A 12,854-nucleotide genomic window follows, 5' to 3' on the forward strand; every position below is an offset into this window, starting at 1 on the left:
CCCGATTTACGGTCCCCATGTGACACTCAGATAAGGCAGTTCATCATACCCGCTTGCCCAGTAATAGCCGGATGCCATAATGCGGCGGGGCAGGAAGCTGATCTCGCCGTCCGCCGCGGTAATGCTCTCAGATACTGCTTGAAAAAGTCCGTTCTCGTCCGTAGCGGCGGTAACATACTTGCCTGCCATGAGTGTAAATCTGCCACTGACCTTGGCAGGCACTGGTTCCCCGGTATCGCGGTCGATGACGCTGAAGGAGACGGCTGCTTTGCCGCCAGCAAATTCGATGTGCATATCACTGATGATCATTGGCTTTAATGCGGAAGAGCCGGTCGTTGCAGAACCGATGCTGCTCGGCGGACCTTCGTTGCCTTGAATATCCACAGCTGTCACTTGATAGTAATAGGTCGTATCCGGCAGCAGCCCTTTGTCTTCGAACGACAACCCCTTGGCTGTGCCTGCATACGTATCTGGACCGATATTAAATATGGCATCTGTGCTTCGATATATCCGATAGTCGTTGATGGCGGTATTATCATGTGCCATCCCGTAAGAGAGGTCGATCCGCTGGTGATCAAAAGTTACAGCCTGCACCTGCCCGGCAGGAGCAGTAGGTGGTTCGCTATCGGCTGGCGGTGACCATCTATATCCTCCCGGCCCCCATTGGCTAGGGAAATCAGTCAGTGAGGAATAATGATGGAGCGCAACACCGCCGAAGGCGGGATCATTCGTAAAGGCAGTGTAGACCTTGGCAAGCTCCTGTTCCATGTATGTCCTTCCTTCTTCATTAAAGCTAATCGTTTCCGGGTCACCACCATCGGCAATATCTTTCGTTTCTACTCCGATAATGACGGATTTGGGTTTGCCAATCGTATTCGCATAAGCAGCTTCCCCGAGAGCATGATTAATGATGCCTGCGCTTCCTTCCGCCTGATCACGGTAGTTCATAATAGAGATATAATCTGCTGTATCCTGAATATGCTCTGACATCCACTTGGTTGCTCCGTTCCAAGGAATATTGCTGGCATCCGCAGAGGTATCGTACCATCTCGGGATTGCTGCTCCGACGGGGAAGGTGAGGCCAGAAGCTGCCTTGCGTTCCATAAGTGCGGCGAGCATATCGAGATACTGAACCTGGACAGACGGTTTAGCTGTCTTAAAATCCGGAAGAATATAAGGCTCTGTATCGAGGTTAATTCCGTCAAACTGCGCTTCGGCTTCAGAAGCAATATTGTAATTCAGCACTTTTTCAAATTCCTGCACCGCTTGTGTACGGTATCTTGTATAGGCTCCAAAATAAGGCGGTTTGGTTCCGCCGGCAATAAGAGCTTCCACTCGAAACCCTGCTCCATGTGCCCAAGTAATAAACTGCCGGACTTCACTGCGGTAATCCTCCAGCATAGAGGCTCCATCATATTGGCCAACGCCTAAGTACAATGTAGTAATGGGCCGCTGATTGAAAGTCGTTGTATCTGATGCAAGCGAGGACAAGACAGGCCAGGAATTCGGATTCCGTACAAGATGATAGGAAGCGGTCTCCCATATCCATATCGCCCGATCCTGATCAGGAAGTGGAGCGGGCTCGGTCAGCAATTCCCCTAAATCATCCATGGATGAGTCTGGTTCATAAACACTGTCTGCCACCGAGTCCGATTCATATACACTGTCTACTACCGAATCAACCGAATCAACCGAATCAAGGGCCCTCTGTAATGACACATCGTCCTCTGCTTCAATCTCCATATCATTCTCCATATCATTCACCGAGTCGTTTAATTCCCCGGCACTTGAAATCTTCCTCGTGTCTGCATAAATCGTTGGACTGTATCCTGTATTCCCGTTCGCATCGGTCGCTCTTGCTTCAAGACTGTGAACCTTCTTCGCTTCCTTTCGAGTACTCCACGTATAGGAGTACCCGTCACGGCTGGATTCAACCGGAATCCACTCTTTGCCATCAATACGAAGCTCAACCTCTGTAATGTTGTTCTTGCTGTTAACCGTAATCTTGACCTCCTCTTTGGCTTTTAGCATCGTACGCTCGACCGGATCTGTAATAAGAACCTCAGGGATATGTGCTGCAGGGTTATCAACGACGAGCGTCATAAATGAGGACCAAATCCCATATCGGGTTCCGGTATCCTTCGACTTCAGGACAACCTCAATTGGACCATCCCACTGTGAAGTGTTGAGGGAATAAGACCAATCTCCGCTATCGTTGCCGTCAGGATCATCCATCTGAACATCAGTGACCATCTCGCCGTTCACAATCAGCTCCACTTCATAGACATCGGTATACGTTCCGTAGAGCAGGGTCAGGTCTGGGGAAATCGTCTGTCCATCATGATGCGAGTCAATCGTAATTCGGGCTGCTGCTGTAACAGATAAGGGAGGGACATGAATCAAGGCGAGTACCCATACGAGGCTCAAAAACCCACACGTTCGCAGAAAAGAAATCATGATCATCTCACATCCTTGTCAATATGATGTAAACATATTTGACGAGAAACGCTGCTGTGATCACTACAAAAACCGATCTACAAAATTTGGTGTCAGCTTGAAGCGGTTACTTTTAAATATTACGAAAAAACGGTGAATAGAACTGCTGCAGGGTTCATGTCAGGTTATTTTTGCTTAAATACGAAAAAACCAAATTCATTGATGCGAATTTGGTCTTTTCGAAGATGAAGCTTCCGTTACGGCGCTTCTTTTTCTACGATTTCACTTGTTCAAGGGTGAATTCTCATAGCCTTTATTGTCATAGTCGGTATGGTCCAGCTTGCCCAAAATTCGAAGCCTGCGGATCTCGGAACGGGTGTCATCCGTTCCCGCGTCGTAAATAAACTGGTACAGCTCTTTTAATTGAACTGTAAACTCATCGTTTGCATCATCGTGATCGGCTGATTTGTAAGGCACAGGGGTCCGCTGCAAAGTGTATCTGTCCTCTTGATCCATGGTTGTGAGCATATCCTGAAGAATACTTAGCTGTTCTTCATCTAAGTGTACTTCATAATCACTCGATTCTGAGGAATCTTGATGAATCAACTTTTGAGTGATGGATACATAATAGGGTTGTTTTCCCATTAGAGCACCTCCTCTTAAGCTGTCTACGGCATACCCAAATTTAGCTGTTTCGATAAATTCGCGTGACGCAGCACTTAAGAGTTCTTACACGGTTATCACCATGAATGAATCAATCATCTGTAATGCTTGGGTATGGCAGGGACCTCACGCATCGACTTCTCCATCGCCGACTTGCACAGCGGACAGGACGGTGGTTTGTTAGACGTCTTGTTTGTTCCTTGAGCAGGATGCTGTCTAATCCAGGCAGGACAGGAGCTGGAAGTACAGGACCATACGGGCACCGTTTCCATGCGCTGATGCGTTGCCCGTTCTGAACGGCTATGCTCCTTCTCCTTTGAACGAGGATGGTCTCTTGTATAAGATTTGCGCTCGCTCACCTTGCCTCGCTGATCTTGCGAATCATTGATGCCGAACGCCTCCAGCAGAAATCTCGACACGGGAGCCGGCTTGCCGTGCTGACTTGCCGGTGATGTGATATAGAGCTGCTTCTTGGCTCTTGTAACCGCGACATAGGCGAGTCTGCGTTCCTCTTCAAGCAGAGCCTCTTCGACCTCAGTGGTGGAAGAGGCTGAATTCAGGGCTGCCCTTCGATCCTCAGGCGCTTCCCTCGTGAGAGCAGAGCTGTGTGGCAGGATTCCTTCGCTTGCTCCGATTAAGTAGACGATAGGAAATTCAAGCCCTTTGGCACGATGGATGGTCATGAGTTGAACGGCATCGCTGTCGCTTGCTGCCTGCAGGCTTTCCATTTCCTTATGCCGCCTTGTAAGCTCATCTGCAAAAGCAACAAAGCTCTCGACCGTCTCAAAACGCTTGACTGCCGCTTCAAGCTCATCGAGTGTTTCGAGAATCGTCTCGCGATAATGGGTGTAGATGCTCGGATCTCCACTTTCCATGTAGGTATCGTAGAATTGTCTTCTCATCTCCTGAATGGCAGCAAGCGGCGTCATGGACTTTAGCATTTTGATCAGCTTAATTCGTTCCTTCACGGCCTCCTGCTGAAACGGCTTAAGCTGTTCCCAACGGGTAAAATGGATCAGTGGATACTTCTTGGGCTGCTGTTTCTCCTGTTGATCCAGATAGAGCAGTCCTGTATCCCTGGAAATGTAGAGAGGACCAAGTGTACTTGGAATGGCCTCAAAATTCCTGGGATTGAGAGACAGTCTGAGATGATCCATAAGCGGCTTGACCAAGCTCTGATCGTAGAAGACCGGCCCTGCACCGTGCTGTATAAAGGGCACATCCTTCAGTACAAGCTGTTCAAAAATCGCACGACTGCTGCTCGCGGTGCGATGCAGTATGGCAATATCCTTATAAGAATGCTGTCCGTTCTCAATCTGTTCCTGCAGATGTCCTACGATCCAGGAGGCTTCCTCTTCTGCTCCGGAAGGAGTCGCGTATAGGGGCTGAGAGCCTTGCTTGCCGGCAGAGACGAGCCGTTTATATCTGCGTTTCTTATTGTGCTTGATGATTTCGGTACCCAGCCCCAGGATGTGGGAGTCAGAGCGATAATTAATATCGAGCGTAATGACCGATGCGCCAGGGTACAGCTTATCGAACTCCAATATGACCTCCTGTTTAGCCCCGTTGAAGGTGTAGATTGTCTGGTCATCATCTCCTACAACCATCAAATTCCGGTGCGCTGCGGCCAGCTTGCGTACAATTTCGTACTGCAGTCCGTTCGTATCCTGAAATTCATCGACCATAATATATTGAAAGCGCTGCTGGAGCGGACGAAGGATGTCAGGGTCTGACAGCAGTCGGTTTGCGTGAAGCAGAATGTCATCAAAATCCATTTTGCGGCGTTCCTTTTTCCATGCCTCATAGCCGAGTAATATTTGCTTAGCTTCCCGTTCTTCACGGCTGGCATCTGGAAGCTCGTCTGCAGTCTTGCCCTCCATCTTCCAGGCGGATAGGGAGGAGAGCAGGCTCTCGGGCTGAAAGGCATCACTAAGTCCGTGCTTGCGTTGAATCATTTTGATGATTGTATGCTGGGCTTTGGTATCGCCAAAAATATCCTCCGTCATGCCGTAGTGACGAAGCAGCATCAGCGCAAAGGAATGGAACGTCCGTGCCTGGACAGCGCGTGCGGCTGCCGGACGAATGCCGGGAATGGCTGCAATTCTCGATTTCATCTCGCCGGCTGCCTTGCTTGTAAAAGTGACGAGCAGGATGCTCCCTGCCGGGACGTTAGCGACCTGAATGAGATAGCCTGTCCGGGAAGTAAGCACGGTTGTCTTGCCGCAGCCTGCGCCCGCAAGTGTCAGGAGTGGCCCCTTGCCGTGACGTACCGCCTTGATCTGAGGAGCATTCAGAAGGATGCCTGCCTGCTCAAGTGACCTGAAGAAGTCAGCATCCTTCTCCTTGTCAGAAACAAGCTCAATACTTGTTTGATCGGGAGCCGGTTTGGCTCGCGGAAGTCTCGAATTTCCGGTAACACCAAGCGGACGCAGATGAAAAATAGGGTTCACACTATACATAAAAACCGTACACCTCATCTAATTTCAAAGTAAATCATTGCCCTTTTCACAAGAGGGCTGTAAATTTGGTATGATAGAGTCACCTTAGCTACTGCAGCAGTACTAAGGAGCATCAGAGCATTATTATAATCACGCCTGAACCATCACAAAAATGGAAGCAAATAAGTATAAACAAACCGCTCTCTATTATACCTAAACGAACAGACTTCTGCGATGCATTCGGTATAATTTATCGGTAGACGAATCAATTTCATAATACCTTTTTAACGAGTTATGAAATTGATTCAGTTTTATCTTTTTGGGTCTTGGCTAAGTAATGAGTGAAGGCTTAGCTGCAAGTGAGTATACTTTCAGCTTGTCATGGGAAAGAGGAGGAAGAACCTAAGATGAATTTTTTACAGCGAATTAAAGACGGGGCAGGCCGTGCAACGGAGAAGGCACAGCATGCTGTGGAAATCAACAAACTAAACTCACAAATTGCGAATATCAAACACGAAATGTCCGTGAACTATACAGAAATGGGCCGTATCTTCTATGAAGGTTACCGTGCACAGGACATGTCGATCGCCGAACAAAAAATGATGGAGCTGTCAGAAGCTTGTGATGAGCTGCAGGAAGAGATCAATGAGCTTCGCGAGAAGATCGCATTACTTAAGAATGAACGGGTCTGTGTGTGTGGACATGTATCCGATCTGGATGCGAATTTCTGTCCGAAATGCGGTCGTTCGTTAACAGCTGCGAACGCGGAGACTTATACCCCTCCAGCTAAACCGGAAGCAGCAGCTGCGGAAGAAGTTGTGGTTGAAGAGGAGAAGGAGGAGCTCTTCCCTGATCTGATGCTGGATAACGATGAGCTGCCGCTGGATGAGGATGATTACGATCTGAAGGATTTCCTCCCCGAAGAGAAGGAAGAGTTTGACGCGGAGTGGGAACGCAGACGTCAGGAGGAACTGCAGCGGGAGCGGGAGAGACAGCAGGAGCTGGACGAGCGAATCCGTTATTGGAAAGAGAATAATGAGCACATGGATGAGCCTGTCAAAGCTGAGGTTCCGCGTGAAAGCGTGAAATGTCAAATTTGCGCCTCCGAGCTGCCAAAAGGATCGAAATGGTGTCCGCATTGTGGTGCAGAGCAGATCTAATTAAAGATAAAGGTACGCATGGGTTCCTTAACAGCATGGGAGGATAGTGACGATGGAGCAGTTGCTTGCGCATCTTAAGAATCTGGGCTTTACAGAGATGGAATCCAAAATTATGGTTGATCTGTCCAGACAAGGGGCTTCATCAGGATATGAGGTAGCTAAGCGTCTTGGCGCTTCACGTTCGAATATCTATGCCATGCTCCAGCGTCTGAATGCGGAGGGTTATCTTCATTGCAGCAAGGGGGAGCCGGCCAGATATAGCATGCTTACACCGGAGGAGCTGACAAGCAAGATTTCGGACAATGTGAGACAGTCCCTTCATTTCGTTGAGAGGTCCATGCCGAGGCACAATCCGGGTTCTCCCGGCTTCTATAACATGGAGGGAGAACGCCGGGTGCTGGACACATTACTATTCCAGGTTGCTCAGGCGCAGAAGGAGATCGTCATTGACATGTGTGCAGAGGAGGCTGCTCTGTTTCACGAGGAGCTGAGAGCTGCAGAGGAGCGGGGAGTTAGACTGCTCTGGTCTTACGATGGTGATTCAGGAGAGCAGTATTCTATGCTCCCATGGGATCCCTTCGAGCCATCAGCCGAGCTATGCGGACGGAAGTTTTCTTTTGTCATAGATCGGCAATGGTGCATGCTGGGAATTCGAGGGGAAGAATGCATGACGCAGGCTCTCGTAACAGAGCATCCGCTGATGGTCAAGCTGCTGCTTGAATTCTTTGCTCAGGAGTTAATACTGTACGAATTAGAGGAAGATATGGGCGAGGAGCTGGTGAGACGTTATGGCCGGCGCTTTGAGCATATGATGAACAAATATGTTGTAGAGAGGTAACATTGTACTGTATGTAGATTAAAGGTTCTCTGCCCGCGATGGTTTGCCTTGGTGCATTGTCGCGGCAGAGATCCTTTTTTTATATGGCTGCGTTATAGCTGCTGTAACTTTTTGAAGGCAGAAACGTAGTAGGAATAAGGCCTTGCAACAAACTGGGCTGGAAGAACATGCTCTGTAACCTTGATGTAACGGCCTTCTTCTGCGTGAAAAAGGATGCCTGTAGCTGTCACTTCACTTAGGCCGCCGAGGAACATATTGAGCATCTGTTCTAGGTCTGCTTCATACAATCCCGCAACTTCACTTGCTTGCAGCTTGTACTGAGTTAGCTCCCATGAACTAAGATAACCGTACACATGGCTGATCTCCCGATCGATGAAGGGCACACCGGAAACTTTGCCTCTCATTTCTTCTGTCACTTCAAACAGAGGGGTGAGCTGCTCGAATTCGGTACGAAGGCCAAGCTCTTCTTCAAGCTCTCTTGCCGCCTCTCGAACCGTTTCTCCCGCAGTAAGGTGGCCCGCAGCAGTGATGTCAAAACACGATGGGAAGGTATCCTTGCTGCTTGTCCGCTTCTGGAACAGAAGCGTTCTCCCCTCCGGGGTGTCGCGCACCAGCCAGCAATGAAAGGATTTGTGCCAGTAGCCTTCCTGGTGAACCTCAGAACGAGGTGCTGTACCGATGTGTGTCCCTGATGGATCGTAGATATCAAACATTTCTTCACTCATTGGGTATGACCTCCTGACAGCAGACGGGGCTGCTTAATACTTATCATATATTGTGATGATCTTATGTCAGCATCATTACATCTTTTTCAGGGGAAAATAGCTGTAATGAAGCTGTAAGGTTAAATTCAATCCTCGCACATTACATCAATGATGGATGTTGAGATAGAGAAAGGAGTTTTATAAACTATGGAATGCATTGTGAAATTTCAAGTGATCTACCAAAAAGATGAGCCTAAACCGTTAAGAGGACTTCTGCTCATGGATAATAATACCCCTCCCGGACCGGAGCAGCTTATCCCGATGTTTAAACGATTGGGTTATGAGGTTGCCACCGAGAATCCCGACGACCTGACCTTCAAACCGGTGAATCCTGGCGCAGATTACATTAGACTTCGTGTGACAGAGCTCGATACAGGTAAGGAAATCTATAAGGAAGATGCGAACCTGCGCAGAATTCTGGAGAATCTTCTCTAGGAAGATCTCTCCACTTCCAGCACGGAGGTGCAATGAGCGCAGCGCGTAGCGGCAAGCGGGATGTCCGAGAGACAGTAAGGACATGCCTTGGTCGTCAGCTCCGGCTGTGCGGGCTCCTCTTTTTTTCGTTTCAGCCGATTGATCCCCTTGATGAACAGGAAGATACAGAATGCCACGATCAGAAAGTCCAGTACGACGTTGATGAATTGTCCGTATCTCAGTACTGGAATGCCGGCTTCCTCAGCCATGGCGAGTGTCGCGTACTTGCTGCCTTCTGAAGTCAGAACGCCTCTCTCCAGCGGAACAAACAATTGCTCGAAGCTCCGGTTGCCCATCAGAAGTCCAATTGGCGGCATGAGGATATCATTGACGAACGAGGTTACGATTTTGCCAAATGCCCCTCCGATAATGACACCGACCGCCAGATCAATGACGTTTCCGCGAACGGCAAATTCCTTGAATTCATTCATGATTTTCTTCATATTAACTCTCCCAACATTAGCTCATATAAACGGTCAGCACTAGAACCATCCCCTCCATTTAAACATTGGCTCAGCCTCTTGAAAAGATCTTTGGAAAAGTTTCTTGAAAATAACACTTTATTTTGCAGCATCAATTCGTTATACTTCTAACATTGTCCTAACATGGGCGGAGGAGAGCACTAACAGGTGATTCGCTTACTTCGCTCAAGTCGTAATATATATTATTAACTCGTATATGTGCTGGAATGGGCCGGCATGTCTCTACCCGATCACCGGAAATGATTGGACTACGGGGGGAATATAAAGTGTGCACGTTAATGTGAAGGCCTCTGCTATACTGCTGCATGTGAGCTCGATAATTTTTACTGCCTCTTTATTCTAACCAGTACCCGTTCTAATCCATCCGTGTTCTTCGGCGGTTGATTTGGAATGGGTTATTTGCATTTTGCCCAGGTCAGACGTAATTAAGGAATATCGATACAGGAGGAGAGATACCACTTGAAGCTGCTTAAGGAAAAAGTGTTGAATGAAGGAATTGTGTTGTCAGATCAGGTACTCAAGGTGGATTCATTCCTGAACCATCAGATGGACCCGGTTCTAATGAAGGCAGTGGGCCGCGAGTTTGTAAGAAGGTTTGAGGGAGAGGACATTAACCGTGTGCTCACTATTGAATCCTCCGGGATTGCGCCAGGGATTATGACAGCACTTGAGCTGGAAGCTCCGCTGATCTTTGCCCGTAAACAGAAGTCTTTGACACTGCGTGATGATATTTTTGTTGAGAAGGTGTATTCCTTCACCAAGCAGGAGTCCAACGAAATTACCGTGGCTAAGAAGTTTATGAAGCCGGGGGACCGCGTACTGATTATTGATGATTTTCTTGCCAATGGGGAAGCGGCTTTTGGTCTTGCGCGGATTGTAGAGCAGGCAGGTGCCGAGGTCGTCGGCATTGGTATCGTCATTGAAAAAGCATTCCAGCCTGGCGGCCGTCTGCTTCAAGAACAAGGCTACCGTGTTGAATCACTGGTGCGAATTGCATCACTTGAGAATGGACAAGTTACATTTGCAGATGAAGAGGATGGAATCTAATGTCACGTGAACGCATATTTAACCGCAATCGTCACCCTTTAAAAACATTTTCACTCGGCATTCAGCACGTCCTCGCCATGTATGCGGGAGCGGTCATCGTTCCGCTGATCGTCGGAGGACCGAGCGGTCTGAATCTGCCGCCGGATCAAATCACGTATCTGATTGCGATTGACCTGCTGGCCTGCGGCCTGGCTACACTGCTCCAAGTATGGGGCGGGAAATACTTCGGTATCGGTCTTCCGGTTATGCTTGGCTGTGCCTTCCAGGCGGTTTCTCCGATGATACTGATCGGTAATCAATATGGTATTAGCGCCATTTATGGGGCCATTATTGCTTCTGGTCTATTCGTCATGATCTTTGGCGGTCTGTTCGGCAAGCTGATTCGTTTCTTCCCGCCTGTCGTTACAGGCTCGGTCGTTACCATCATTGGACTGACGCTCATTCCCGTAGCGTTAAATGATCTTGGCGGAGGTAACGGAGCAGCGGATTTCGGTGATCCTGTGAACCTCATGTTGGGCTTCGGTGTACTGTTATTCATTATTATATTAAACCGTTTGACCAAGGGATTTATCCAATCGATTTCGATCCTGCTTGGTCTTGTTGTCGGGACGTTTATTGCGGGACTGTTCTTTGGTAAAGTCGACTTGTCTCCTATGCTTGAAGCAAGCTGGTTCCGTGCACCGGAGCCGTTCCATTTCGGACAGCCTACCTTTAACTTGTCTGCTATCCTGACGATGATCCTTGTTGCGATCGTTAGTATCGCAGAATCGACAGGGGTATTTATGGCTCTGGGTAAAATTCTCGACAAAGAGATCGACTCCAAGGACCTGTCAAGAGGATACAGAGCAGAAGGGCTTGCTATTGTGCTTGGGGGGATCTTTAACTCCTTCCCCTATACAACATACTCTCAGAACGTAGGTCTGCTGCAAATGAGTCGTGTGAAGACACGGGATGTCATTGCAGTTGCTGGTCTGCTGCTCATTCTGATTGGATTTGTACCGAAGATTGCAGCAACGGCTCAAATGATTCCTCCATCCGTGCTTGGCGGCGCTACCGTAGCCTTATTTGGAATGGTTGTATCCTCAGGTATCCGGATGCTTGCTGATCAGGTAGACTTTAATCGTTACGAGAACCTGCTGATCATCGCGGTGTCCGTAGGGATGGGTCTCGGAGTTACAGTTGTGCCGAACCTGTTCTCACAGCTTCCTTCCGAGATCGGTATTCTGCTAAATAACGGAATCGTAGTCGGCAGCTTTACAGCAATCTTGCTGAATCTGATCTTTAATGGATTAGGTCCTAAACCGCAGAAGAAGGCTGAGCCGAGCAGGGCGAATGAATTGGTCTAATATTCTCATATAAAAAATAAATAAGCCGCTGGTTTTCCTGTCTAGGGGAATCAGCGGCTTATTGTATGCTGAGAAGTTGTGTAGGTGACCCGGTACCTGCAGCACAACACCCTAGAAGAGTAATCAAATCAAACACCGTAGGTGTAGCAAGCAGGTGCGGCTTTTAAGTGTGTGTGGAGTCTCAGAGCTTACGCATTTGCTTCTCCGCAAGGTCGCCTACCACAGGCAGCTTGAGCCATTTACCCTGCAGTGTTGCCGCGAGCATAATAACCCATATTGCCACACCGAGAAGAGATAGCAGCGAAGCGAGCAGGGGACCAAGCAAAGGGATTAAGCCACTGAGCACGTGACCAACGACAATAGCTCCGAAGGCAAACAAGGATTGAAGGGCATGAAACATAACGAAGCGGCTTCGCTTCTCAAGCGCAAGCAGCAATATGGCTCCGATAAAACCGAAGAAGTAGCACAGCGCACCTGCAATATTCTCATCTAGACCGGTCGATGATTTAAATGGGGACATCAAGTTCTTCCTCCTTTTGTCCAGCTCTCTTAAGCATCATATGAGGAAGATGTCCGGATTTGAACAACCTATCTAAATAAAAAAATCACTCTTCCTCGTGAAGGAACAGTGATAGGTATGCTGTGAATATTTTGCTGGAACGGGATCTGTGCGTTAACTGCAATCGGTTAAGCAGTAGTTAGGAGTAGTTTAGCAGCAATTAAGCAGCAATTAAGCAGAGTACCGTCAGCTCCCGCCTTGAAATTGGCGTCTTGGGCTTGTGATTTTGCCTTTTTTATTCTCGTCATCCTCTTTAGGAACCAGGCGCTCATCCGTTCTGCCTTCATGATGGTTCTCAAAAGCAAACTCCGTCAGCTCCCATTCTGTGGCTCCGTGTACCGGGTCCGGCGGAAAATGCTGTCCTCTGTACAGATGCTCTGTCAGCCCCCGTTCATTGGTATATACACCGTCTACCTCGACTTTTTCCCGCGTTATCGGGAGCATGTCCTTATCCTTACTGCTCATATCTTGAGCCTCCTTGAACTTATTTTAGTGAAAGAAATCAATGGATCTTAGGGAGTACAGCAACCATTGTATAAATTGCTTAAGCTCTAACTTCAGTAAGTTAGGTTATCCGTTTCAGCGTATAACTATCCGTGTTTACGGCATAATAAAGGTAATGTAAACGATTGGTACTCGCAAAAAGG

At 48.3% G+C, this 12,854-nt stretch carries 12 protein-coding genes and 1 riboswitch; of the genes, 5 read left to right on the forward strand and 7 right to left on the reverse strand.

What is annotated here, in order from left to right; translation table 11 throughout:
* Positions 1-6: 6 nt before the first annotated feature.
* The 3 genes from ACFQ3J_RS19775 to ACFQ3J_RS19785 all read right to left on the reverse strand — a co-directional run bounded on the left by ACFQ3J_RS19775 (position 7) and on the right by ACFQ3J_RS19785 (position 5,558).
* Positions 7-2,457, reverse strand: coding sequence for an Ig-like domain-containing protein (locus tag ACFQ3J_RS19775; protein ID WP_251583786.1), 2,451 nt, complete (start codon positions 2,455-2,457; stop codon positions 7-9).
* A 261-nt stretch (positions 2,458-2,718) separates the two neighbouring features.
* Positions 2,719-3,081, reverse strand: coding sequence for a hypothetical protein (locus ACFQ3J_RS19780; RefSeq protein WP_091159544.1), 363 nt, complete (start codon positions 3,079-3,081; stop codon positions 2,719-2,721).
* A 113-nt stretch (positions 3,082-3,194) separates the two neighbouring features.
* Positions 3,195-5,558, reverse strand: coding sequence for a UvrD-helicase domain-containing protein (locus tag ACFQ3J_RS19785; protein WP_251583787.1), 2,364 nt, complete (start codon positions 5,556-5,558; stop codon positions 3,195-3,197).
* 386 nt (positions 5,559-5,944) lie between these two features.
* On the opposite strand from ACFQ3J_RS19785, the gene ACFQ3J_RS19790 reads away from it, so the two are divergent.
* Positions 5,945-6,697, forward strand: a complete 753-nt coding sequence (locus tag ACFQ3J_RS19790; RefSeq protein ID WP_251583788.1) for a zinc ribbon domain-containing protein — start codon at positions 5,945-5,947, stop codon at positions 6,695-6,697.
* Between the two features lie 52 nt (positions 6,698-6,749).
* Entirely contained in the window at positions 6,750-7,535 is a 786-nt protein-coding gene (locus ACFQ3J_RS19795; protein ID WP_251583789.1) for a TrmB family transcriptional regulator, read from the forward strand.
* A 92-nt stretch (positions 7,536-7,627) separates the two neighbouring features.
* On the opposite strand, the gene ACFQ3J_RS19800 is transcribed toward ACFQ3J_RS19795, so the two are convergent.
* Positions 7,628-8,260 (reverse strand): NUDIX hydrolase, encoded by a 633-nt coding sequence (locus tag ACFQ3J_RS19800; RefSeq protein ID WP_091159550.1) that lies wholly within the window; start codon positions 8,258-8,260, stop codon positions 7,628-7,630.
* A gap of 186 nt (positions 8,261-8,446) precedes the next feature.
* Here ACFQ3J_RS19800 and ACFQ3J_RS19805 point away from each other — a divergent pair, with 186 nt between their 5' ends.
* Positions 8,447-8,734, forward strand: coding sequence for a hypothetical protein (locus ACFQ3J_RS19805; protein ID WP_091159552.1), 288 nt, complete (start codon positions 8,447-8,449; stop codon positions 8,732-8,734).
* Here ACFQ3J_RS19805 and mscL read toward each other — a convergent pair.
* A complete protein-coding gene (gene mscL, locus ACFQ3J_RS19810) occupies positions 8,731-9,216 on the reverse strand; it encodes a large conductance mechanosensitive channel protein MscL (RefSeq protein WP_251583790.1) in 486 nt (161 codons plus the stop codon). The genes ACFQ3J_RS19805 and mscL overlap by 4 nt on opposite strands.
* Positions 9,217-9,425: 209 nt before the next feature.
* Positions 9,426-9,526: riboswitch (purine riboswitch) on the forward strand.
* A 188-nt stretch (positions 9,527-9,714) separates the two neighbouring features.
* Here mscL and ACFQ3J_RS19815 point away from each other — a divergent pair.
* Positions 9,715-10,302: a xanthine phosphoribosyltransferase gene (locus ACFQ3J_RS19815; RefSeq protein WP_251583791.1), complete on the forward strand. Its 588-nt coding sequence runs from the start codon at positions 9,715-9,717 to the stop codon at positions 10,300-10,302.
* On the forward strand, positions 10,302-11,648 hold the full coding sequence (locus ACFQ3J_RS19820; RefSeq protein ID WP_251583792.1) for a nucleobase:cation symporter-2 family protein: 1,347 nt from the start codon (positions 10,302-10,304) through the stop codon (positions 11,646-11,648). The genes ACFQ3J_RS19815 and ACFQ3J_RS19820 overlap by 1 nt, the downstream gene beginning before the upstream one ends.
* A gap of 181 nt (positions 11,649-11,829) precedes the next feature.
* On the opposite strand, the gene ACFQ3J_RS19825 is transcribed toward ACFQ3J_RS19820, so the two are convergent.
* Together ACFQ3J_RS19825 and ACFQ3J_RS19830 are read right to left on the reverse strand one after the other, a co-directional pair.
* Positions 11,830-12,168, reverse strand: coding sequence for a DUF4870 domain-containing protein (locus ACFQ3J_RS19825; RefSeq protein ID WP_091159560.1), 339 nt, complete (start codon positions 12,166-12,168; stop codon positions 11,830-11,832).
* Positions 12,169-12,393: 225 nt separating this feature from the next.
* On the reverse strand, positions 12,394-12,672 hold the full coding sequence (locus ACFQ3J_RS19830; protein ID WP_251583793.1) for a transposase: 279 nt from the start codon (positions 12,670-12,672) through the stop codon (positions 12,394-12,396).
* Between the last annotated feature and the right edge of the window lie 182 nt (positions 12,673-12,854).

Source organism: Paenibacillus provencensis, assembly GCF_042678545.1.
Lineage (GTDB): Bacteria > Bacillota > Bacilli > Paenibacillales > Paenibacillaceae > Paenibacillus > Paenibacillus provencensis.